Below are 21,176 nucleotides of genomic sequence, written 5' to 3' on the forward strand. Positions count from 1 at the left end.
CCCTCCCCCCTGCGGGGAGGGGTAAGGGGTGGGGGTGGCGGAAAATGAAGCTCCGCAGGCCCCGAAAGCCGCCCTCACCCTCAGAACAGCGACTGCGCGGCGGCGCCGGCGGCGGCGGTGAGCGGGCCGGGGTAGACGAAGTACAGCAGCGTGAAGCCGCCCGCGAGCGTCAGCACGGCCTTTGCGCCGAAGCTCATGGGCTCGAAGGCCACCGTCGGCTCGTCGAAGTAGATGATCTTGACGATGCGCAGGTAGTAGAACGCGCCCACCACCGACAGCACGAAGCCGGCGACCGCGAGCAGGTAGAGCCCGGCGTTCACCGCGGCGTAGAACACGTAGAACTTCGCGAAGAAGCCGGCGAGCGGCGGGATGCCGGCGAGCGAGAACAGGATCATCGCCAGCACGAAAGCCATGGCCGGCTTGGTGCGCGAGAGCCCCGCGAGGTCGGAGATGCTCTCGACGTAGGATCCGTCCTTGACCCGCATGGAGAGGATGCAGGCGAAGGCGCCGAGCGTCATGGCGACGTAGATCGCGAGATAGATCATGACGCCGCGGACGCCCTCTGGCGTGCCGGCGGCGAGGCCCACCAGCGCGTAGCCCATGTGGCCGATCGAGGAGTAGGCCATCAGGCGCTTGAGGTTCTTCTGGCCGATCGCCGCGAAGGAGCCGAGCGCCATCGAGGCGAGCGCCACGAACACCACCACCTGGCGCCACTCGGTCGTGACCGAGGGGAAGGCCTCCATGATCACGCGCACGAACATCGCCATGCCGGCGACCTTGGTGGCGGAGGCGAAGAAGGCGGTGATCGGCGTCGGCGCGCCCTCGTAGACGTCCGGCGTCCACATGTGGAACGGCACCGCCGAGACCTTGAACGCGAAGCCCGAGATCAGGAACACCACGCCGAAGATGAGCCCGAGCGAGGCCTCGCCGGACTTCAGCGCCTCCGCGATGTCGGCGAAGCCGACCGCGCCAGTGTAGCCGTAGACCAGCGACGCGCCGTAGAGCAGCATGCCGGACGACAGCGCGCCGAGCACGAAGTACTTGAGGCCGGCTTCGGTCGAGCGCTCGTCGTCGCGGTTGATGGCGGCGATGACGTAGAGCGCGAGGCTCTGAAGCTCGAGGCCGAGGTAGAGCGCGATCAGGTCGTGCGCCGAGATCATCAGCGACATGCCGAGCGTCGAGAGCACCACCAGGATGGCGTATTCGAAGCGGGCGAACTTCAGCCGCTCCATGTAGTCGAACGAGAGCAGCAGGGCCGCGTAGGCGCCGATGAAGGCGACGATCTTCATGAACCGCGCGAAGCCGTCCAGCACGAAGCTGCCGCCGAAGGTCACGGCGTCCGGCGCGACGACCACCGCGACGCCGGCCGCGGCCAGCAGCGCCAGCGCCAGGCCGTTGATCAGCTGCGTCGAGCGCTCGCCCATGACGGCGCCGATGAGCACGAGCGCGAGCGACCCGACCGCGAGGATGATCTCCGGCAGCGCAGGCGCAAGGGTGGGGAAAGCTGTGGCGTCCATTTCAAAGGGCCTTCGTCAGTTCGGCGATCCCAACCGGGCGCGCAGCACAAGCCACCGGCCCGCAAGCCCCCTCACCCGGCCCTTCGGGCCGACCTCTCCCCGCCGGGGAGAGGTGAAGCGCGGGCTTCCGCGCAATTTCCGCATACGGATCGCGCCACGCCGTCGCCGCGCACCTCTCCCCGGCGGGGAGAGGTCGGAGGGCGAAGCCCTCCGGGTGAGGGGGCTGGACGCGGGTCATGGTCATCACTGCCCCACCAGCGCAGCGGCCTTGCCGGCGCTCTCGATGGCGGCGGTGGTCTGCTGGAGCAGGCCGCCGATGGAGGCGGCGGAGAAGTCGATCACCGGCGCCGGCCACACGCCGAACAGGATGGTCAGGACCGCCAGCGGCGCGAGCAACGCGATCTCCCGGCGCGAGAGGTCAGGGATCCCGGCGAGCTCGGGCTTGTCGAGCGCGCCCAGCACCACGCGGCGGTAGAGCCAGAGCGCGTAGCCCGCCGAGAGGATCACGCCCGTGGTGGCGACCAGCGCGACCCAGGTGTTGGCCCGGAACGAGCCCATCAGCGTCAGGAACTCGCCGACGAAGCCGGAGGTGCCGGGCAGGCCGACATTCGCCATGGTGAAGACGAGGAAGGCCGCCGCGTACCACGGCATGCGGTTCACGAGGCCGCCGAAGGCCTTGATCTCGCGGGTGTGCAGCCGGTCGTAGACCACGCCGACGCAAAGGAACAGCGCGCCGGACACCACGCCGTGGCTGATCATCTGGAACACCGCGCCCTGCACCCCCTGCTCGTTCAGCGCGAAGATGCCCATGGTGACGAAGCCCATGTGCGCGACCGAGGAGTAGGCGATCAGCTTTTTCACGTCCTCCTGCATCAGCGCGACCAGCGAGGTGTAGACGATCGCGACGACGGACAGCGTGAACACGAAGGGCGCGAAGTACTCGCTCGCGAGCGGGAACATCGGCAGCGAGAACCGCAGGAAGCCGTAGCCGCCCATCTTCAGCAGGATGCCGGCCAGGATGACCGAGCCCGCGGTCGGCGCCTCCACGTGCGCGTCCGGCAGCCAGGTGTGGACCGGCCACATCGGCATCTTCACCGCGAAGGAGGCGAAGAAGCCGAGCCACAGCCAGGTCTGCATCTCGGGCGAGAACTTGTAGGCGAGCAGCGCCACGATGTCGGTGGTGCCGGCGGTCCCGTACATCGCGAGGATGCCGACGAGCATCAGCAGCGAGCCGAGCAGCGTGTAGAGGAAGAACTTGAAGCTGGCGTAGACCCGGCGCTTGCCGCCCCAGATGCCGATGATGAGGAACATCGGGATCAGGCCGGCCTCGAAGAACAGGTAGAACAGCACGAGGTCGAGCGCGGAGAACACGCCGATCATCAGCGTTTCGAGCACCAGGAACGCGATCATGTACTCCTTCACCCGGTGGGTGATGGAGGTCCAGGACGCCAGGATGCAGAACGGCATGAGGAAGGCCGTCAGCACCACGAAGGGCGCCGAGATGCCGTCCACGCCGAGCTTGTAGTTGATCGAGGAGCCGAGCCATTCGGCCTGCTCGACGAACTGGAAGCCGGGCTCGGCGAGATCGAACTTCGCCCACAGCACGAGCGAGACGACGAAGTTCACCACCGTCGTCCACAGCGCGACGTGCTTGACGTTGCGCAGGCTCGCCTCGTCCGTCCCGCGGATCATCAGCAGGAAGAAGACGCCGACCAGCGGCAGGAACGTCAGCAGCGAAAGGATGGGCCAGCCGGTCATAGCCTCACAGCCCCCGCATCAGGAACCAGGTGAAGAGGGCCGCGACGCCGATGAGCATCGCGAAGGCGTAGTGGTAGACGTAGCCGGTCTGCAGGCGGACGACGCGGTTGGTGACGTCGATCACGCGGGCCGAGATCCCGTCCGGGCCGAGCCCGTCGATGATCCGCCCGTCGCCGGTCTTCCAGAGGAAGCGGCCGATCCACTTCGCCGGGCGCACGAAGATCAGGTCGTAGAGCTCGTCGAAGTACCACTTGTTGAGCAGGAACTGGTAGATCAGCTCGTGCCGGCGCGCGAGCGCCGCCGGAATGCCGGGGCTCTTCACATAGAACAGCCAGGCCACGGCGAAGCCGACCACCATCATCACGAAGGGCGCGTACACCACCCAGGCCGGGACCTCGTGCATGTGGTGCAGGATCTCGTTGTGCTCGCCGGTGAACAGCGCGCCGTTCCAGAAGTCGTCGTACTTCTCGCCGATGAAGCGCGACTTGAACACGAGACCGGCGAACAGCGCTCCGATGGCGAGCACCAGCAGCGGCACCGTCATGACGCGCGGGCTCTCGTGCACGTGGCTCATGGTCTCGAGCGACGCCCGCGGCTCGCCGTGGAAGGTCAGGAAGATCAGGCGCCAGGAGTAGAACGAGGTCAGCAAGGCCGCGAGCACGGTGAGCGCGAAGGCGTACATGCCGGCGCTGGTGTGCGCGGCGTAGGCCGCCTCGATCACCGCGTCCTTCGAGAAATAGCCGGCGGTCAGCGGGAAGCCGGTCAGCGCCAAGGTGCCGATCACCATCATCCAGTAGGTCAGCGGGATCAGCCGGCGCAGGCCGCCCATCTTCCGCATGTCCTGCTCGTGGTGCATCGCGTGGATGACCGAGCCCGAGCCGAGGAACAGCAGCGCCTTGAAGAAAGCGTGGGTGAAGAGGTGGAACACCGCGACGCTGTAGGCCCCGACCCCGAGCGCCACGAACATGTAGCCGAGCTGCGAGCAGGTCGAATAGGCGATGACGCGCTTGATGTCGTTCTGGACCAGACCGACCGTCGCCGCGAAGATCGCGGTCGTCGCGCCGACGATCGTCACCACGGTCAGCGCGTCCGGCGCGTGCTCGAACAGCGGGGACATGCGCGCAACGAGCACGATGCCCGCCGTCACCATGGTGGCGGCGTGGATCAGCGCGGAGACCGGCGTCGGGCCCTCCATCGCGTCCGGCAGCCAGGTGTGCAGGCCGAGCTGCGCCGACTTGCCCATCGCGCCCATGAACAGCAGCAGGCAGATGACGGTGAGCGCGTGCCAGTCGTGGCCGAGGAAGTGGATCGTCTTCTCGGCGGCGCCCGGCGCGTCGGCGAAGATGGTCGCGAACTGCACGCTGTCGAAGATGACGTAGGTCGCGAAGATGCCGAGCAGGAAGCCGAAGTCGCCGACGCGGTTGACGACGAAGGCCTTGATGGCGGCGGCGTTGGCGGAGGGCTTCTGGTACCAGAAGCCGATCAGCAGGTAGCTCGCGAGGCCGACGCCCTCCCAGCCGAAGAACAGCTGCACGAGATTGTCCGCCGTCACCAGCATGAGCATCATGAAGGTGAAGAGCGAGAGGTAGCCGAAGAATCGCGGACGGTGCGGATCCTCGTGCATGTAGCCGATCGAATAGAGGTGAACGAGCGCCGACACCGAGGTGACGACGACGAGCATCACCGCCGTCAGGGTGTCGATCCGGAACGCCCAGTCGATCACGAGGCTGCCAGAAGTGATCCAGCGCAGCACCGTGACGTGCGCGTCGTTGCCCGACAGGCCGACGTCGATGAAGGCGATCCACGACAGCGCCGCCGACACCATCAGCAGGCCGGTGGTGATCAGCTCCGCGAGCCGCGAGCCCTGCGCCGCCGGCTCGACCGGGCCGTGGTCGTCGTGCCCATGGTCGTCATGGCCATGCGCGTCATGGCCATGCGCGGCGTGACGCCCGGCGTGGCCATGGTCGTGCGCGTGGTGGAACGCATCAAGCGGGCCGACCGCGCCGGGGTTGCGCCGGCGCGCGCCCGCGAGCGCGATGACCCCTGCGAGGATCGCGCCAAGAAGGGGGAGAAAGACGATCAGATGGTACATCAGCGGTCCGTCGGGGCTGAGACGCCCCTCACCCCTTCATCCGGTTGATGTCTTCGACCGCGATGGTGCCGCGGTTGCGGAAGTAGACGACGAGGATCGCGAGGCCGATGGCGGCCTCGGCGGCCGCGACCGTCAGCACGAACAGCGCGAACACCTGGCCCTTGAGGTCGCCGATGTGCGTGGAGAACGCCACCAGGTTGATGTTGACGGCGAGCAGGATGAGCTCGATCGACATCAGGATGACGATGACGTTCTTGCGGTTGAGGAAGATCCCGAGCACGCCGAGCGTGAACAGGATCGCCGCCACCGTGAGGTAATGTCCGAGCGCGATCGCCATGGTCAGACCCCCGTCTCCGAAAGGCCCTGGCCCGGGCGCACCTTGACCACCTCGATCGCGGTCGCGGGGCCGCGCGCGACCTGGGCCGCGATGTCCTGCCGCTTCACGCCGACCCGGCGCTCGCGCAGCGTCAGCACGATCGCGCCGATCATGGCGGTCAGCAGCACGAGGCCGGCGGCCTGAAACAGCAGCAGGTGGTCGGTGTAGAGCACGCGGCCGAGCGCCTCGGCGTTGGTGACGTCGGTCGGGATCGGCGCCTTCGCGACCACCGTGTGCGGCGCGCCGCCGACGCCCCAGGTCCCGACCACCAGCACCAGCTCGACCAGCACGATCAGCCCCACCAGCGCGCCGATCGGCAGGTACTGCAGGAACCCGTCGCGCAGCTCGGCGAAGTCCACGTCCAGCATCATGGTCACGAACATGAACAGCACCGCGACGGCGCCGACGTAGACCACGACCAAGATCATCGCCAGGAACTCGGCGCCCATCAGCACGAACAGGCCCGCGGCGTTCACGAAGGCGAGGATGAGGAACAGCACCGAATGCACGGGATTCTTTGACGAAATCACCATGAACGCCGACGCGACGGTGACGCCCGCGAACAGGTAAAAGAACAGCGCTGGCAGGGTCATGCGCGAACGTCCTTGCGCGGCAGGTCAGGGCGGGCGCGGCGGGCGGCCTTCACCTCTCCCCGGGGGGGAGAGGTCGGCGCGCAGCGCCGGGTGAGGGGGAGCCCCACACGCCAGGCGGGCAAAGCCCCCTCACCCGCGAGGCTGACGCCTCGCGACCTCTCCCCGCCGGGGAGAGGTGAAGGCTGCGCCTGACGCCCGGCTAATTGAACACTCGTCATTGCGCCCCTCACCGGTACGGCGCGTCGAGGGCGATGCGGCGCGCGATCTCGCGCTCCCAGCGGTCGCCGTTCGCGAGCAGGCGCTCCTTGTCGTAGTAGAGCTCCTCGCGGGTCTCGGTCGCGAACTCGAAGTTCGGGCCCTCGACGATCGCGTCCACCGGGCAGGCCTCCTGGCAGAAGCCGCAATAGATGCACTTCACCATGTCGATGTCGTAGCGGGTCGTGCGCCGCGTGCCGTCGTTGCGGCGCGGGCCGGCCTCGATGGTGATGGCCTGCGCCGGGCAGATCGCCTCGCACAGCTTGCATGCGATGCAGCGCTCCTCGCCGTTGGGATAGCGGCGCAGGACGTGCTCGCCCCGGAAGCGCGGCGAGATCGCGCCCTTCTCGAAGGGGTAGTTGATGGTCGCCTTCGGCCGGAAGAAGTAGCGCATCGACAGAAAGAACGCCGACACGAACTCCTTCAGGAACAGCGAGCGGGCCGCTTGATCGAGCCGCATCTCAACCCTCGTTTCGTTTGCGAGCCGTCATCGGCCCGCCAGCAATTCCGCCGCCACATAGCCCACGACCGCGATCTCCACGATCGTCGTGACGATGACGATCGGACCGGCGAGCCGGCGGACCGTCGTGAACTTCCTGGCGTCCTCGGGGGACGCCTTCTCGATCTGCCGGTCGACGCCGGCGTTGATCGCCTTCGCGCCGAGCCAACCCAGCAACGCGCCGACGGCCGCGCCCAGAACGGCCCCGGCCAGTCCCGGCGTCATCCGCCGAGATACCCGCCGAGCGCTGCGCCGCCGACGGCGCCCCCGACCGCGAACAGGCCCGGAAACACGATGCCGTAGACCCGCCGGGTCGGACCCTCGAGCAGGTCCGGCCGCCGGATGCCGCCGCGGCGGCGCTGCTGCTCCAGCACGCGCGGCAGCGCCACGCGCCCGAACAGCATGCCGAGCGCCAGCCCCAGCATGAGGCCGACGAGGCCCCCGACGAAGGTCACGGCGCCCACCCCGTGAACTGCAGCACCGCCGCCACGATCACGACCATCGCGAGCGAGATCGGCAGGAACACCTTCCAGCCGAGCCGCATCAGCTGGTCGTAGCGGTAGCGCGGCACGAAGGCCTTCACCATGGCGAACATGAAGAACACCAGGCACATCTTCCCGACGAACCAGAACACGCCGGGGATCCAGGTGAAGGGCGCGAAGGGGATCGGCGACAGCCAGCCGCCGAGGAACAGGATCGTCGTCAGCGCGCACATGGTCATGATGGCCACGTACTCGCCGAGCATGAACAGCAGGTACGGCGTCGAGGCGTACTCGGTCATGAAGCCCGCGACGAGCTCCGACTCCGCCTCCGGGAGGTCGAACGGCGGGCGGTTCGTCTCGGCGAGCGCCGAGATGAAGAACACCACGAACATCGGGAACAGCGGCAGCCAGTACCAGCCGAACACGCCGGCGGCGGTGTCCTGGGCGCGCACGATGTCGGAGAGGTTCAGCGACCCGACGCAGAGCAGCACGCAGATGATCACGAAGCCGATCGAGACCTCGTAGGACACCATCTGCGCGGCCGAACGCAGCGCGCCGAGGAACGGGTACTTCGAGTTCGACGCCCAGCCGCCCATGATGACGCCGTAGACGCCGAGCGACGAGATCGCGAACACGTAGAGGATGCCGACGTTGAGGTCGGCGATCGCCCAGCCCTCCGCGAGCGGGATGACCGCCCAGGCGCCGAGCGCGAGGAAGCAGGTCACCAGCGGCGCGAGCAGGAACACGCCCTTGTTCGCGCTGGACGGGATCACCGGCTCCTTCAGCACGAACTTCAAAAGGTCGGCGAAGGACTGGAACAGGCCGAACGGCCCGACCACGTTGGGGCCGCGGCGAAGCTGCACCGCAGCCCAGACCTTGCGGTCCGCCAGCAGGATGTAGGCGATGAACACCAGGAGCGCGACGAGCAGCGCGACGCTCTGGAGCAGGATCAGCAGGATCTGGAGAACGGTGTCCACGACTTACTCCGCCGCCTGCGCGAGCGACCCGCGCTTGAGCGCGCTCATCTCGGCCATGATGGCCGAGGCGCGCGCGATCGGGTTCGTCAGGTGGAAATCGGCGACGGCGTTGACGAAGGCGTCGCCGGACAGCGATCCGACCGCGTAGCCCGATAGATCCGCCGGCTCGCCGGCCGCGATCTCGTCCACGGCCGCGAAATGCGCATGAGCCGCGTAAAGCGCAGCCCGCAGCTGCGGCAGCGAGTCGTAGGGCAGCCGCGCGCCGACGGCGTCCGACAGCGCCCGCAGGATCGCCCAGTCCTCGCGGCCTTCGCCGGGCGGGAAGGTCGCCCGGTTCGCGACCTGCACGCGGCCCTCGGTGTTCACATAGGTGCCGGACTTCTCGACATAGGCCGCGCCCGGCAGGATGACGTCGGCGCGGTGCGCGCCCCGGTCGCCATGGGTGCCGAGGTAGACGACAAAGGCGCCGGGGGCGATCTCGATCTCGTCCGCGCCCAGCAGGAAGGCCACGTCGAGCGCGCCGGGCGCCGCCATCTCGGCGGCGGTTTTGCCTCCCTGCCCCGGCGTGAAGCCGAGGTCGAGCGCGCCCACGCGCGACGCCGCGGCGTGCAGCACCGACAGGCCGTTCCAGCCCGCGGCGACGTTCGCGCCGGACGCGAGCTTGGAGGCCGCAGCGAGCACGGCGAGGCCGTCGGCCCGCGCCAGCGCGCCCGCGCCGACGATGACGAGCGGCCGCGCGGCCTTGGCGAGGACCTCGGCGAAGCCGCTCTTGCCCTCGACGATCTCGGTCAGCGAGCCCGTGCCGGCGCCGAGGTGCTCGGCGCCGTAGGTCAGGTCCGCGCGCTCGCCCACCAAGCCCACGCGGACCTCGCCGAGGCGCCAGCGCTTGCGGATGCGGGCGTTCAGAACCGGCGCCTCCAGGCGCGGGTTCGTCCCGATGAGCAGGATCGCGTCGGCCTGCTCGACGCCGGCGATGGTCGCGTTGAAGAGGTAGCTCGCGCGGCCGAGCGAAGGATCGAGCGCCGAGCCGTCCTGGCGGCAGTCGAGGTTCGTCACGCCAAGCCGTCCGAACAGATCCTTGAGCGCGAAGATTTCCTCAACCGCGGCGAGGTCGCCGACGATCGCGCCCACGCGCTCCTTGTCGGCGCCCTTGATCTTCGCCGCGACATGGCCGAGCGCCTCGGGCCAGGAGGCCGGCCGCAGCCGGCCGTTCTCACGCACGTAGGGGCGGTCGAGCCGCTGGGTGCGCAGGCCGTCCCAGATGAAACGGGTCTTGTCGGAGATCCACTCCTCGTTCACGTCCTCGTTCGTGCGCGGCAGGATGCGCATGACCTCGCGTCCGCGGGCGTCGACGCGGATTGCGCTGCCGAGCGCGTCCATCACGTCGATCGACTCGGTCTTCGAGAGCTCCCACGGACGCGCCTGGAAGGCGTAAGGGCGCGAGGTCAGCGCGCCGACCGGGCAGAGATCGATGACGTTGCCCTGGAGCTCCGACGACATGGCGGACTCAAGATAGGTCGTGATTTCCATGTCCTCGCCGCGGCCGATGGCGCCGATCTCGGCGCAGCCGGCGACCTCCGCCACGAAGCGCACGCAGCGGGTGCAATGGATGCAGCGCGTCATCGTCGTCTTCACGAGCGGGCCGATGTACTTGTCTTCGACCGCGCGTTTGTTTTCGTGGAAGCGCGAGCCCGAGACGCCGTAGGCCATGGCCTGGTCCTGCAGGTCGCACTCGCCGCCCTGGTCGCAGATCGGGCAATCCAGCGGGTGGTTGATGAGCAGGAACTCCATCACCCCCTCGCGCGCCTTCTTCACCATCGGCGAGCGGGTGGAGACGACCGGCGGCTCGCCGTTCGGGCCGGGGCGCAGATCGCGCACGCCCATGGCGCAGGAGGCCACCGGCTTCGGCGGCCCGCCCTTCACCTCGACGAGGCACATGCGGCAGTTGCCGGCGATCGACAGCCGCTCGTGGAAGCAGAAGCGCGGAATCTCTGCTCCAGCCGCCTCACAGGCCTGCAGGATCGTGTATTCGGCCGGGACGTCGACTTCGGCGCCGTCGACGATGATCTTGGTCATGGTCTCAGAGCCTCAGTGCGCAACATCAGATAGCTCGAGCCGTCGTTCGATACGATCGACTCGAATTTCCAGGCGATCGAGCCTGCGATTCACCCCCGCGAGACCTTCCTCAACGGCGGTCATCCGAACTTTCAAATCCACGATGTCGTCGCGGGTGCGCTGCGTGGTCTCGTCAATGCGCCGAAGCATGGCGAGCACCAGATTGTCGGGTTCGTCAGCCATCGCCCCTCACTCCGCCGCCACGGCGAAGTCCCGCGGGGCGGGGTTCGCGGCGTAGTCGTCGATGCGCTTTTCGATTTCGTGGCGGTAGTGCCGGATCAGGCCCTGCACCGGCCAGGCCGCGGCGTCGCCGAGGGCGCAGATCGTGTGGCCTTCGACCTGAGTCGAGACTTCCAGCAGCATGTCGATCTCACGCTTCTCCGCGCGGCCGACCGCCATGCGCTCCAGCACGCGCCACATCCAGCCCGTGCCCTCGCGGCACGGCGTGCACTGGCCGCAGCTCTCGTGCTTGTAGAAGTGCGAAATGCGGGCGATGGCGCGGACAATGTCGGTGGACTTGTCCATGACGATCACCGCCGCGGTGCCGAGGCCCGAGCGCAGGTTGCGCAGGGTGTCGAAGTCCATCGACAGGTCCTGGCACTGGTGCTCCGGGAGCACCGGCACGGAGGAGCCGCCGGGGATGACCGCGTAGAGGTTGTCCCAGCCGCCGCGGATCCCGCCGCAGTGCTTCTCGACCAGTTCGCGGAAGGAGATTCCCATCTCCTCCTCAACGTTGCACGGCCGCTCGACGTGGCCCGAGATCGAGAACAGCTTGGTGCCGGTGTTGTTGGGCTTGCCCATGCCGGCGAACCAGGCGCCGCCGCGCCGCAGGATGGTGCCCGCCACCGCGATCGACTCGACGTTGTTCACCGTCGTCGGGCAGCCGTAGAGGCCCATGTTCGCCGGGAACGGGGGCTTCAGCCGCGGCATGCCCTTCTTGCCCTCGAGGCTCTCCAGAAGGGCCGTCTCCTCGCCGCAGATGTAGGCGCCGGCGCCGTGGTGGACGTAGATGTCGAAGGGGTAGCCGTGCTTGTTGTTCGGTCCGACGAGATTGGCCGCATAGGCCTCGTCGACCGCGCGCTGCAGCGCTTCTTTCTCGCGGACGTACTCGCCGCGGATGTAGATGTAGCAGGCGTTGGCGTGCATCGCGAAGGACGCGATCAGGCAGCCTTCGATCAGGAGATGCGGGTCGTTCCGCATGATCTCCCGGTCCTTGCAGGTGCCCGGCTCGGACTCGTCGGCGTTGACAACGAGGTAGTGCGGGCGGCCCTCCTGCGGCTTCGGCATGAAGGACCACTTCAGGCCTGTCGGGAAGCCCGCGCCGCCGCGGCCGCGGAGGCCCGACGCCTTCATCTCGGCGACGATCCAGTCCCGGCCCTTTTCCAGCAGGAACTTGGTCTCGTCCCAGGCGCCGCGCTTAAGCGCGTTCTCGAGGTCGGCGCCGCGGCGGCCGTTGAGGTTCGTGAAGATGCGGTCGCGATCCGTCAGCATGGCGTCACGCTCCCTTCTCGGACGGGGCGACGCCAGGCGACGCCGGCGTCTTCGGCGAGGTTCCGACCGTGGTCGAGCCGGACGAGGTGTCCTCGGTCACGGCGGGCGCCGTCTTGGCCTTGTCGCTGGTCTGGCCCTCGGCGTCCTTGCCGCTTTTCGCGACCGTCGCTTCGGGACGGCTGTTCTGCTCCGGACGGCCGGCCGTCTCCGTCACGGTCGCGTCGCCCTTGCCGTGCTCCTCGCTGAAGCGGCTCTTCCACGAGCCGACCACCGAACCGTCGTAGAGGGTCTCGTCGGTCAGCGAAGTGTCGCCTCCAAGCGGCGCGGAGCAGGAGCGGCCGGTCTGCGAGCCGGTCTTCACCGGCCGGCCCGCGCGCAGGTCCTCAAGCAGGGCCTCGAAGCTCTCCGGCGTGAGGTCCTCGTAGTAGTCGAAATTGATCTGCACCATCGGGGCGTTGGAGCAGGCGCCGAGGCACTCGACCTCGAGCCAGCTCAGCTTGCCGTCCGCCGTGACGTGGTTCTGCTCGCCGATGTGCGTCCTGCAGACGTCCTTGAGCGCGTTCGCGCCGCGCAGCGCGCACGGGGTCGTGCCGCAGAGCTGGACGAAGTGCTCGCCGACCGGGCGCAGATTGAACATCGTGTAGAAGGTCGCGACCTCCATCACGCGGATCGTCGGCATGCCGAGCATCTCGGCGATGCGCCGGATCGCGGGCTCGGGCAGCCACCCGCCGTGCTGCTCCTGCGCGCGCCACAGCAGCGGGATCACGGCCGAGGCCTGCCGGCCTTCCGGATATTTGGCGATCTGCCCTTCCGCCCACTGCAGGTTGTCCTGCGTGAAGGCGAAGTCGGCGGGCTGGACCTCGGCGAGACGGCGGACGGACATCAGGCCATTCCCTCAACGTCATGCCCGGACGCAGTCCGGGTATCCACGACTTCCCGAAGCCGCGGCGTGTCCAAGTCGTGGATGCCCGCAAGGGCGGGCATGACGGCGCGTGCGTGACGGAGCCTCACCGGTCCACCTCGCCGAACACGATGTCGAGCGAGCCGAGGATCGCGGAGACGTCGGCCAGCATGTTGCCGCGGCACAGGTGGTCCATGGCGGAGAGATGCGCGAAGCCGGGCGCCCGGATCTTGCAGCGGTACGGCTTGTTCGTGCCGTCGGAGACCAGGTAGACGCCGAACTCGCCCTTGGGCGCCTCGACCGCGGCGTAAACCTCCCCCTCGGGCACGCGGTAGCCCTCGGTGTAGAGCTTGAAGTGGTGGATGAGCGCCTCCATCGAGCGCTTCATCTCGGCCCGCTTCGGCGGCGCAACCTTGCCGTCGAGCGTCGCGATCGGCCCGCGCTCGGTCTTCAGGCGCGCGCAGCACTGCTGCATGATGTGAGCGGACTGCCGCATCTCCTCCATGCGGATGAGATAGCGGTCGTAGCAGTCGCCGTTCTTGCCGATCGGAATGTCGAAGTCGAGGTCGGCGTAGCACTCGTAAGGCTGCGACTTGCGCAGGTCCCACGCCGCGCCGGAGCCGCGCACCATCACGCCGGAGAAGCCCCACTCCCAGGCCTCGCTCAGCGGCACCACGCCGATGTCGACGTTGCGCTGCTTGAAGATGCGGTTCTCGGTGAGGAGCTGGTCGATGTCGTCCAGCGCCTTGTAGAAGCCGACGCACCAGCGGTCGATGTCCTCGACGAGCTGGTCAGGCAGGTCCTGGTGCACGCCGCCCGGCCGGAAATAGGCCGCGTGCATGCGCGAGCCCGACGCCCGCTCGTAGAACACCATCAGCTTCTCGCGCTCCTCGAAGCCCCACAGCGGGGGCGTCAGCGCGCCGACGTCCATCGCCTGCGTGGTGACGTTGAGGAGGTGGGAAAGGATCCGGCCGATCTCGCTGTAGAGCACGCGGATGAGCTGCGCGCGCATCGGGATCTCGACGCCGAGCAGGCGCTCGGTCGCGAGGCAGAACGCGTGCTCCTGGTTCATCGGGGCGACGTAGTCGAGCCGGTCGAAATAGGGCATCGCCTGCAGGTAGGTCTTGGCCTCGATCAGCTTCTCGGTGCCGCGGTGCAGCAGGCCGATGTGCGGATCGACGCGCTCGACCACCTCGCCGTCGAGCTCCAGCACCAGGCGCAGCACGCCGTGCGCCGCGGGATGCTGCGGGCCGAAGTTGATCGTGAAGTTGCGGATGTCCTGCTCAGCCACCGGCGTTAAGACTCCTGGGCCTTGGCCATGAACTCTTCGCCGGTGACCTTGCGGGTCGCGTTGGCGAAGGCGTAGTTGCCGGGCTTCTCGTCGACGAAGATCTCGCTCGCGAACGGGAACCGCCCCGAGTCGTCGACCGCCTGGGCCGAGACGTCGGCGGTCGAGCCGTCGGCCGTGCGCCAGAACAGCGACGAGCCGCAGCGTGCGCAAAAGCCCCGCTCGCCCCACTCCGACGAGCGGTAGACCGAGAGCGCGTCGCCGCCGCGAACGTCGAGCGAGCCCGCGTCGACGGCCAGATAGGTCAGCATGCCGCCCGTCCACCGGCGGCACATGGAGCAATGACAAACGTGCATCGCGCCGTCGGTCAGCGTGGCCTCGAAGGTCACGGCCTCGCACAGGCACTTGCCGGAGATGCGTTCGCCCGCCGCCATCGCCCCGCCCCTCAGTTCGGCTGCTTCGCCTTCTCGTCCCCGGGCAGCACGTAGTCCGTGCCCTCCCAGGGCGAGAGGAAGTCGAAGTTGCGGAACTCCTGGTTCAGCCGCACCGGCTCGTAGACCACGCGCTTCGCCTCGTCGTCGTAGCGGACTTCGACGAAACCGGTGAGCGGGAAGTCCTTGCGCAGGGGATAGCCGTCGAAACCGTAGTCCGTCAGCAGGCGGCGCAGATCCGGGTGTCCGGAAAACAGCACGCCGTAGAGGTCATAGGCCTCGCGCTCGAACCACAGCGCGCCGGGGAAGACGCCCGTGATGGACGGCACCGGCGTCTCGTCGTCCGCTTCGAGCTTCACGCGTACGCGCAGGTTCTTCGCCGGCGACAGCAGATGGTAGACCACGTCGAAGCGCTTCTCGCGCGAAGGGTAGTCCGCGCCGCAGACGTCGATGAAGCAGATGAAGCGGCACGCCGGGTCGTCGCGCAGGAAGGTCATGACCTCGACGATGCGCGCGCCATCCGTTTTCAGCGTCAGCTCGCCGAAGGCGACCGAGGTCGAGACGATCGCGGAGCCGAGCCCCTGGGCGATCGTCGCCCCGAGGTCGTGGAGGTGATGGGGCTCGGTCATTTCGAGCTTTCCAATTCGCGGACCTTCCGCTCGAGCGCTTCGATCTGCTCCTCGAAATCACCCGTCACAAGTTTGCCGAACAGCGTTTCGGCAGTCTGAGCGTGCTCGGACGACCTGTGCTGCGCCTCAAGCGCCTTCAAGCGCTCTTCGGCTCGGTCGAAACGATGATCGATTTTCCCGTCGAGCGCCTCGATCGAGGTTCGGATCTGCTGAAGCATCGGAATGATGAGATCGCTTGGCTCAGCCATCGCCTTCCCTCACCGCTCGATCGTGCCGATGCGGCGGATCTTCTTCTGCAGAAGCAGCACGCCGTAGAGCAGCGCCTCCGCGGTCGGCGGGCAGCCAGGGACATAGATGTCCACCGGCACCACGCGGTCGCAGCCGCGCACCACGGCGTAGGAGTAGTGGTAGTAGCCGCCGCCGTTGGCGCAGGAGCCCATGGAGATCACGTAGCGCGGCTCCGGCATCTGGTCGTAGACCTTGCGGAGCGCGGGAGCCATCTTGTTGGTCAGCGTGCCGGCGACGATCATCACGTCCGACTGCCGCGGACTGGCTCGGGGAGCAAACCCGAAGCGCTCCACGTCGTAGCGCGGCATCGAGACCTGCATCATTTCCACAGCGCAGCACGCCAGGCCGAAGGTCATCCACATCAGCGAGCCTGTGCGGGCCCAGGTGATGAGGTCCTCGGCCGAGGTGACGAGGAAGCCCTTGTCGGAGAGCTCGGCGTTCACCTCGCGGAAGAAACGGTCGTCGCGGCCGATCGGCCGGCCGGAGGCGTCGACGAGGCCCTTGGGGGCGTCGGCGACCAGGGTCTGGTTCGCGGTCATCGGGTCAATCCCACTCGAGGGCGCCCTTGCGCCACTCGTAGACGAAGCCGATCGTCAGAACGCCGAGGAAGGCCATCATCGACCAGAAGCCGAACAGGCCCACCTCCTTGAACGCGACCGCCCAGGGGAACAGGAACGCGACCTCGAGGTCGAAGATGATGAAGAGGATCGCCACGAGATAGAACCGCACGTCGAACTTCATGCGGGCGTCGTCGAAGGCGTTGAAGCCGCACTCGTAGGCCGAGAGCTTCTCGGGATCCGGATTCTGGTAGGCGATCAGGAACGGCGAGGCCAGAAGCGCGACGCCCACGACGAGCGCCACAGCGAGAAAAATGACGAGAGGCAGGTAGTCGGCCAGCAGGTTCGTCATCGCGCGCCTGAACCTTCCATCTGTGTCGAAGACCGGACGAGACAGCGCCGCGGCCCACGATCCAAGCTCGAACATGCGCCAAATCGGCGCGCGTCGCTCCGCACATCGGGAGCCTTAGACCCGTGCCACTTTAGGCGCAAGACGTCCACGGGTCCGAAACGTAACAATTCCAAACTTGCAGCGGCGCGAGGCTTCCACGCAGGGGAAAACCTCCTGCTAGATGTAGGTCTTACGTAAAAAAAGACGCGCCGGATCGGCGCGCCTTTTCAACATCCCAGCGATAGATATTTTCTATCGATTGATCAGCGTACGCCTTCCGAAGCCGCGATCAGATCCTCGATCGAGCGGGCCTTCTGCCGGGGCGCGGGCCGCGTCTCCGGAGCGATCGAGACGGGGCCGACCGACGCCATGACGGGCGCCTCGTCGAGCCTCACCGTCCGGCGGGGCGCCTCGTAGGTCGGCTCTGGACGCGCCTCGTAGACCGGCTCGCGGCGGGCCTCGACGACGGGCTCGTCACGCGGATCGTAGATCGCCTGCGGGCGCACCGCCGGTTCGCGGCGCGGCTCCAGCCGGGCTTCGCGCCAGGTCGGCTCCGGCGCGGCGCGGCGGGCCGCCGGCGGCTGATAGCCGAAGGCCTCGACGTCGCGGGCCGGGGCGCGGCTGGGACGGGCGTCGGCCACCACGATCGGCCGTTCGCGCACGGCGTTGGACGACGACCAGACGGTCGACGCGGTCAGGCTGCCGGCGGCCGCCATCTGCTGGCGCATCACGTCGTCCTGAGAGGCCATGACCAGTTCGGGCTTGCGCTTCTCGTAGAACGAGTTGCCGCCGGCCACGGCCACGTAGTGCATGTTCCGGTAGGGGAACCGGTAGCCTGCGGTGTGGAAGAACATGGACTTGCGACCGACGCGCGGGTGCCGGGCGCCGGACAGCACCGCCTCCGCCATGCGGAACGCGCGCGGGCGGCCGCTGTCGGTCATCGGTTTGGTGAGCACGCCGGGAGCGAACTGGTTGGGCTGGCCGACGACGCCGCAGACGGTGCGGGGATAGCGCCCCGACTCCTTGCGGTTCATGACCACGGTGCCGACGGCGAGCATGCCGTCGTCGCTCGACCGGTTCGACTCGAAGTACATGACGCGGGCCATGCACTCGCGGTCGCTCAGGCTCACGCGTCGCACCTTCGACGTGGAGCCGCAGCCCGCGAGAAACAGGGGAAGCAGGACGAGCGCGAAAACCTTCGCCCGTCGTTCGAAAACGCTACGCATACGTTTACTCACACGCTTCGAAGCCGTTCGGGCCCCCGTGACCGCTCGGCAACGCTCCTCGACTGTCTCTAAAAGGCCTGCGGGGAGTCATCAAAGGCTTAACGACTCGCCGGAATCTGCGGCCTTCCACCGATAACTGCGCGAGGCGCGCCCACCGCGCCTCCGAACGGGATGGCTGGACCGCGCCGGCGGCGGTTTCCCCGGCGTAGGCCACGCCCTATCGTGCCGCCGCCCGCGCCGACTTGGCGGGGCGCAGGATCGGGAGACCCGCCATGGACTATGTGAAGCTCGGCCGCACCGGCCTTGAGGTCTCGCGCATCGTGCTCGGCTGCATGACCTACGGCGTTCCGGACCGCGGCAACCACGCCTGGACCCTGCCCGAGGACGAAAGCCGCCCCTTCCTCGCCAAGGCGCTCGATCTCGGGATCACCACCTTCGACACCGCGAACAGCTACTCCGACGGCACCTCCGAGGAGATCCTCGGCCGCGCCCTGAAGGACTACGTCGCCCGCGACGAGGTTGTGATCGCCACCAAGGTCTACTTCCCCATGAGCAAGGGCCCGAACGGCGGCGGGCTGTCGCGCAAGGCGATCTTCGCCTCGATCGACGCGAGCCTGAAGCGGCTCGGGACCGATTTCGTCGACCTCTACCAGATCCACCGCTGGGACTACGGCACGCCGATCGAAGAGACGATGGAGGCGCTGCACGACGTGGTGAAGGCCGGCAAGGTCCGCTACCTCGGCGCCTCGTCGATGTACGCGTGGCAGTTCGCCAAGGCGCTGTCGACCTCGCGCCTCAACGGCTGGACCGAGTTCGTGTCCATGCAGAACCAGCTGAACCTGCTCTACCGCGAGGAGGAGCGCGAGATGCTGCCGCTCTGCGCGGACGAAGGGATCGGCGTGCTGCCGTGGAGCCCCCTCGCCCGCGGCCGGCTGACCCGCGAGGCCGGCGCGTCGAGCGGCCGGCAGGACACCGACGTCGTGGGCAAGTCGCTGTTCGAAGCCACGGAGGCGGCGGACGCGAAGGTGATCGACGCCGTGGGAGAGATCGCAAAGGCGCGCGGCGCGCCGCGGGCGCAGATCGCGCTGGCCTGGGTGCTCGACAAGGAGGAGGTCACCGCGCCGATCGTCGGCGCCTCGAAGCCGCACCATCTCGAGGACGCCGTGGCCGCGCTGTCGCTCGACCTCACCTCCGAGGAGATCGAGGCGTTGGAGGCGCCCTACGCGCCGCACGCGGTGGCGGGGTTTTCGTAAGTCTGATCGTCGAGACGTGAAGCCTCTCGCCCCAGCCTCCTTGGTCGCGGTTAGCTTGTCGAGGAACGGGCCCTCTTCCCCTCCCCCTTGCGGGGAGGGGGTAGGGGTGGGGGGGGTTCCGGATGAGCCTCTCAGGCCGACGCCGCTCGCGCCGCCCGAGACACATCATGGCCGACAGCTCTAGTTTGCGCGCCCCACCCCTAATTCCTCCCCGCAAGGGGGCGGGAGACAAAGGCCGCGCGGGAGTCAGCTCAGGCGCGAGAACTCGGCAAGCCCAGAAAGTCAGGGATACCGCCCTGCCGGGCGAGACCCCGCGCGGCTTTCAGTGGCTAATCATCCAGGGCCGCGCGTTCGGGAAGCTTTTGGCGGCGGGCGGCTGGGCGGCGGCGCTCGCCGGCGTCTTCAGGCCGCGGCCGGAGCAGCAGCCGCAACCGGGCGCGTGGCTTTTCGAGCTCTTCGGCGCATGCGACGAGCGTTCGTTGGTGGCCATGGCGATGCGGCGGGAAGGGTCCATGCCGGCGAGCGCCGGCGCGGTCAGCATGACCCGCGGGGCCTCGTCGCCGCAGAGCGGGCAGGCGTGCGGGTCCTGGAACGCCGCCATCGGGCGCAGCGCCGTGAAAGGTCCGCAGTCGTCGCAGGCGTATTCGTAGACGGGCATTTGAAATCTCCCAGGGCGTCATCCCGGACAGGCGGCGGAGCCGCGCTGATCCGGGATCGTTTTTCGAGAGAGCGCCTTTCCGGGAAACGATCCCGGCTCGCAGCTTGCGCTGCGGCCGGGATGACGGCTGTCTCCTAGGCCGCAGCGCTGAAACCGCCGTTCAGAGATCCGGCGCGATCGGCATCTGGATCGAGCCGTCGATGAACTTCACCGGGCCGGCCGCGGTCGGGTTGATGTCGAACTCGAAGATCTTCGTCGGCAGCCACAGCGTGGCGCAGGCGTTCGGGATGTCGACGACGCCCGAGATATGGCCCTGCACCGGGGCGGTGCCGAGGATCGAGTAGGCCTGGGCGCCGGAGTAGCCGAACTTCTTCAGGTACTCGATGGCGTTGAGGCAGGCCTGCCGGTAGGCGACGCCGACGTCGAGGTAGTGCTGCTCGCCGTACTCGTCGACCGAGATGCCCTCGAAGATCAGGTAGTCGTCGTACTTCGGGGTGATCACCGACGGCTTGAAGATCGGGTTCTTGATCCCGTACTTCGACATGCCGTCCTTGATGACGTCGACCTTGAGATGCAGCCAGCCGGCCATCTCGATCGCGCCGCAGAAGGTGATCTCGCCGTCGCCCTGGCTGAAGTGCAGGTCGCCCATCGAGAGGCCGCCGCCCGGCACGTAGACGGGGAAGTAGATCTTGGAGCCGCGCGACAGATCCTTGATGTCGCAGTTGCCGCCGTGCTCGCGCGGCGGAACGGTGCGCACGGCTTCGGCCGCGGCTGCGGCCTTCGCGTCGCCGGTCAGCCGTCCCATGTGCGCGGTCGGGGCGAACGGCACGGTTCCGACGGCCGGCACGCGGTCCTTGTGCTTCTCGACGAACGGGATCTCGCGGTCGTTCCAGGTCTTGAGCAGCTTCGGGTCCGGCAGGCAGCCGATCAGGCCGGGATGGATCAGTCCGGGGAAGCGCACGCCGGGGATGTGGCGCGACTTGGTGAACATGCCCTCGAAGTCCCAGATCGACTTCTGCGCCGAGGGGTAGTGGTCGGTCAGGAAGCCGCCGCCGTTGTTCTTCGAGAAGAAGCCGTTGAAGCCCCACTGGCTCTCGGCCTTGGCGCCGATGTCGAGCAGGTCGACCACCAGCAGGTCGCCCGGCTCCGCGCCCTCGACGCCGATCGGGCCCGACAGGAAGTGGACGATCGAGAGGTCGATGTCGCGGACGTCCGAGGCGTCGTCGTTGTTTTTGACGAAGCCGCCGGTCCAGTCGTAGGTCTCGATGATGAAGTCGTCGCCGGGCTTCACCCAGGCTACGATCGGGATGTCCGGGTGCCAGCGGTTGTGCACCATGTCGTTGTCGTAGGCCGACTGGGTCAGGTCGACCTTGATCAGCGTTTCGGTCATCTGGCAGCT

23 protein-coding genes are annotated in these 21,176 nt (G+C 67.9%); 1 reads left to right on the forward strand and 22 read right to left on the reverse strand.

Features of this window, described 5'->3' with window-relative positions; genetic code table 11:
• Positions 1-80: 80 nt before the first annotated feature.
• From nuoN to K244_RS23050, 20 genes are all read right to left on the reverse strand, one after another.
• Positions 81-1,517: an NADH-quinone oxidoreductase subunit NuoN gene (gene nuoN / locus K244_RS0108435; RefSeq protein ID WP_020185817.1), complete on the reverse strand. Its 1,437-nt coding sequence runs from the start codon at positions 1,515-1,517 to the stop codon at positions 81-83.
• A 243-nt stretch (positions 1,518-1,760) separates the two neighbouring features.
• Positions 1,761-3,275, reverse strand: coding sequence for an NADH-quinone oxidoreductase subunit M (locus tag K244_RS0108440; RefSeq protein WP_020185818.1), 1,515 nt, complete (start codon positions 3,273-3,275; stop codon positions 1,761-1,763).
• 4 nt (positions 3,276-3,279) lie between these two features.
• The gene (nuoL, locus tag K244_RS0108445; protein WP_020185819.1) at positions 3,280-5,367 is read right to left on the reverse strand and encodes an NADH-quinone oxidoreductase subunit L; all 2,088 of its coding nucleotides are present in this window, start codon (positions 5,365-5,367) and stop codon (positions 3,280-3,282) included.
• A 28-nt stretch (positions 5,368-5,395) separates the two neighbouring features.
• Positions 5,396-5,704: an NADH-quinone oxidoreductase subunit NuoK gene (gene nuoK / locus K244_RS0108450; protein ID WP_020185820.1), complete on the reverse strand. Its 309-nt coding sequence runs from the start codon at positions 5,702-5,704 to the stop codon at positions 5,396-5,398.
• Between the two features lie 2 nt (positions 5,705-5,706).
• Positions 5,707-6,336 (reverse strand): NADH-quinone oxidoreductase subunit J, encoded by a 630-nt coding sequence (locus K244_RS0108455; RefSeq protein WP_020185821.1) that lies wholly within the window; start codon positions 6,334-6,336, stop codon positions 5,707-5,709.
• Positions 6,337-6,562: 226 nt separating this feature from the next.
• On the reverse strand, positions 6,563-7,051 hold the full coding sequence (gene nuoI, locus K244_RS0108460; protein ID WP_020185822.1) for an NADH-quinone oxidoreductase subunit NuoI: 489 nt from the start codon (positions 7,049-7,051) through the stop codon (positions 6,563-6,565).
• Between the two features lie 27 nt (positions 7,052-7,078).
• Complete coding sequence (locus K244_RS0108465; protein WP_020185823.1) at positions 7,079-7,315, reverse strand: hypothetical protein; 237 nt, start codon at positions 7,313-7,315, stop codon at positions 7,079-7,081.
• A complete protein-coding gene (locus K244_RS0108470; RefSeq protein ID WP_155931649.1) occupies positions 7,312-7,545 on the reverse strand; it encodes a hypothetical protein in 234 nt (77 codons plus the stop codon). The genes K244_RS0108465 and K244_RS0108470 overlap by 4 nt, the downstream gene beginning before the upstream one ends.
• Complete coding sequence (gene nuoH, locus K244_RS0108475) at positions 7,542-8,549, reverse strand: NADH-quinone oxidoreductase subunit NuoH (RefSeq protein ID WP_020185825.1); 1,008 nt, start codon at positions 8,547-8,549, stop codon at positions 7,542-7,544. The genes K244_RS0108470 and nuoH overlap by 4 nt, the downstream gene beginning before the upstream one ends.
• Positions 8,550-8,552: 3 nt before the next feature.
• Positions 8,553-10,625: an NADH-quinone oxidoreductase subunit NuoG gene (gene nuoG, locus K244_RS0108480; protein ID WP_020185826.1), complete on the reverse strand. Its 2,073-nt coding sequence runs from the start codon at positions 10,623-10,625 to the stop codon at positions 8,553-8,555.
• Positions 10,626-10,637: 12 nt separating this feature from the next.
• Positions 10,638-10,847 (reverse strand): hypothetical protein, encoded by a 210-nt coding sequence (locus K244_RS0108485; protein ID WP_020185827.1) that lies wholly within the window; start codon positions 10,845-10,847, stop codon positions 10,638-10,640.
• 6 nt (positions 10,848-10,853) lie between these two features.
• Positions 10,854-12,155 carry an NADH-quinone oxidoreductase subunit NuoF gene (gene nuoF, locus K244_RS0108490; protein ID WP_020185828.1) on the reverse strand — a complete coding sequence of 434 codons (1,302 nt, stop codon included), beginning with the start codon at positions 12,153-12,155 and terminating at the stop codon, positions 10,854-10,856.
• Between the two features lie 4 nt (positions 12,156-12,159).
• Positions 12,160-13,038: an NADH-quinone oxidoreductase subunit NuoE gene (nuoE, locus tag K244_RS21650; RefSeq protein ID WP_020185829.1), complete on the reverse strand. Its 879-nt coding sequence runs from the start codon at positions 13,036-13,038 to the stop codon at positions 12,160-12,162.
• 124 nt (positions 13,039-13,162) lie between these two features.
• On the reverse strand, positions 13,163-14,347 hold the full coding sequence (locus K244_RS0108500) for an NADH-quinone oxidoreductase subunit D (protein WP_020185830.1): 1,185 nt from the start codon (positions 14,345-14,347) through the stop codon (positions 13,163-13,165).
• Positions 14,348-14,352: 5 nt separating this feature from the next.
• The gene (locus K244_RS0108505) at positions 14,353-14,778 is read right to left on the reverse strand and encodes a GFA family protein (protein WP_020185831.1); all 426 of its coding nucleotides are present in this window, start codon (positions 14,776-14,778) and stop codon (positions 14,353-14,355) included.
• A gap of 11 nt (positions 14,779-14,789) precedes the next feature.
• Entirely contained in the window at positions 14,790-15,404 is a 615-nt protein-coding gene (locus K244_RS0108510; RefSeq protein ID WP_020185832.1) for an NADH-quinone oxidoreductase subunit C, read from the reverse strand.
• Positions 15,401-15,652, reverse strand: coding sequence for a hypothetical protein (locus tag K244_RS0108515; protein ID WP_020185833.1), 252 nt, complete (start codon positions 15,650-15,652; stop codon positions 15,401-15,403). Before K244_RS0108515 ends, K244_RS0108510 begins: the two co-directional genes overlap by 4 nt.
• Before the next feature lie 9 nt (positions 15,653-15,661).
• Positions 15,662-16,231, reverse strand: a complete 570-nt coding sequence (locus K244_RS0108520) for an NADH-quinone oxidoreductase subunit B (protein WP_020185834.1) — start codon at positions 16,229-16,231, stop codon at positions 15,662-15,664.
• Positions 16,232-16,235: 4 nt separating this feature from the next.
• Positions 16,236-16,601, reverse strand: coding sequence for an NADH-quinone oxidoreductase subunit A (locus K244_RS0108525; protein ID WP_024816396.1), 366 nt, complete (start codon positions 16,599-16,601; stop codon positions 16,236-16,238).
• A 302-nt stretch (positions 16,602-16,903) separates the two neighbouring features.
• Positions 16,904-17,866 carry a cell wall hydrolase gene (locus K244_RS23050; protein WP_020185836.1) on the reverse strand — a complete coding sequence of 321 codons (963 nt, stop codon included), beginning with the start codon at positions 17,864-17,866 and terminating at the stop codon, positions 16,904-16,906.
• A gap of 272 nt (positions 17,867-18,138) precedes the next feature.
• On the opposite strand from K244_RS23050, the gene K244_RS0108535 reads away from it, so the two are divergent.
• Entirely contained in the window at positions 18,139-19,119 is a 981-nt protein-coding gene (locus K244_RS0108535) for an aldo/keto reductase (protein ID WP_020185837.1), read from the forward strand.
• Positions 19,120-19,441: 322 nt separating this feature from the next.
• Here the strand turns inward: K244_RS0108535 and K244_RS0108540 are convergent, their stop codons facing one another.
• Positions 19,442-19,777, reverse strand: coding sequence for a zinc ribbon domain-containing protein (locus tag K244_RS0108540; RefSeq protein WP_020185838.1), 336 nt, complete (start codon positions 19,775-19,777; stop codon positions 19,442-19,444).
• Between the two features lie 160 nt (positions 19,778-19,937).
• Complete coding sequence (gene fmdA, locus K244_RS0108545) at positions 19,938-21,167, reverse strand: formamidase (RefSeq protein WP_020185839.1); 1,230 nt, start codon at positions 21,165-21,167, stop codon at positions 19,938-19,940.
• Positions 21,168-21,176 lie beyond the last annotated feature (9 nt).

The organism is Methylopila sp. 73B (assembly GCF_000526315.1).
In the GTDB taxonomy this organism is placed as follows: domain Bacteria; phylum Pseudomonadota; class Alphaproteobacteria; order Rhizobiales; family Methylopilaceae; genus Methylopila.

Excerpts from the sequence above, each read along its gene's own strand:
- nuoN (WP_020185817.1), bottom strand. The coding sequence starts at position 1,517 with ATGGACGCCACAGCTTTCCCCACCCTTGCGCCTGCGCTGCCGGAGATC.
- K244_RS0108440 (WP_020185818.1), bottom strand. The coding sequence starts at position 3,275 with ATGACCGGCTGGCCCATCCTTTCGCTGCTGACGTTCCTGCCGCTGGTC.
- nuoL (WP_020185819.1), bottom strand. The coding sequence starts at position 5,367 with ATGTACCATCTGATCGTCTTTCTCCCCCTTCTTGGCGCGATCCTCGCA.
- nuoK (WP_020185820.1), bottom strand. The coding sequence starts at position 5,704 with ATGGCGATCGCGCTCGGACATTACCTCACGGTGGCGGCGATCCTGTTC.
- K244_RS0108455 (WP_020185821.1), bottom strand. The coding sequence starts at position 6,336 with ATGACCCTGCCAGCGCTGTTCTTTTACCTGTTCGCGGGCGTCACCGTC.
- nuoI (WP_020185822.1), bottom strand. The coding sequence starts at position 7,051 with ATGCGGCTCGATCAAGCGGCCCGCTCGCTGTTCCTGAAGGAGTTCGTG.
- K244_RS0108465 (WP_020185823.1), bottom strand. The coding sequence starts at position 7,315 with ATGACGCCGGGACTGGCCGGGGCCGTTCTGGGCGCGGCCGTCGGCGCG.
- nuoG (WP_020185826.1), bottom strand. The coding sequence starts at position 10,625 with ATGACCAAGATCATCGTCGACGGCGCCGAAGTCGACGTCCCGGCCGAA.
- K244_RS0108485 (WP_020185827.1), bottom strand. The coding sequence starts at position 10,847 with ATGGCTGACGAACCCGACAATCTGGTGCTCGCCATGCTTCGGCGCATT.
- nuoF (WP_020185828.1), bottom strand. The coding sequence starts at position 12,155 with ATGCTGACGGATCGCGACCGCATCTTCACGAACCTCAACGGCCGCCGC.
- nuoE (WP_020185829.1), bottom strand. The coding sequence starts at position 13,038 with ATGTCCGTCCGCCGTCTCGCCGAGGTCCAGCCCGCCGACTTCGCCTTC.
- K244_RS0108505 (WP_020185831.1), bottom strand. The coding sequence starts at position 14,778 with ATGGCGGCGGGCGAACGCATCTCCGGCAAGTGCCTGTGCGAGGCCGTG.
- K244_RS0108510 (WP_020185832.1), bottom strand. The coding sequence starts at position 15,404 with ATGACCGAGCCCCATCACCTCCACGACCTCGGGGCGACGATCGCCCAG.
- K244_RS0108515 (WP_020185833.1), bottom strand. The coding sequence starts at position 15,652 with ATGGCTGAGCCAAGCGATCTCATCATTCCGATGCTTCAGCAGATCCGA.
- K244_RS0108520 (WP_020185834.1), bottom strand. The coding sequence starts at position 16,231 with ATGACCGCGAACCAGACCCTGGTCGCCGACGCCCCCAAGGGCCTCGTC.
- K244_RS0108525 (WP_024816396.1), bottom strand. The coding sequence starts at position 16,601 with ATGACGAACCTGCTGGCCGACTACCTGCCTCTCGTCATTTTTCTCGCT.
- K244_RS23050 (WP_020185836.1), bottom strand. The coding sequence starts at position 17,866 with ATGCGTAGCGTTTTCGAACGACGGGCGAAGGTTTTCGCGCTCGTCCTG.
- K244_RS0108535 (WP_020185837.1), top strand. The coding sequence starts at position 18,139 with ATGGACTATGTGAAGCTCGGCCGCACCGGCCTTGAGGTCTCGCGCATC.
- K244_RS0108540 (WP_020185838.1), bottom strand. The coding sequence starts at position 19,777 with ATGCCCGTCTACGAATACGCCTGCGACGACTGCGGACCTTTCACGGCG.
- fmdA (WP_020185839.1), bottom strand. The coding sequence starts at position 21,167 with ATGACCGAAACGCTGATCAAGGTCGACCTGACCCAGTCGGCCTACGAC.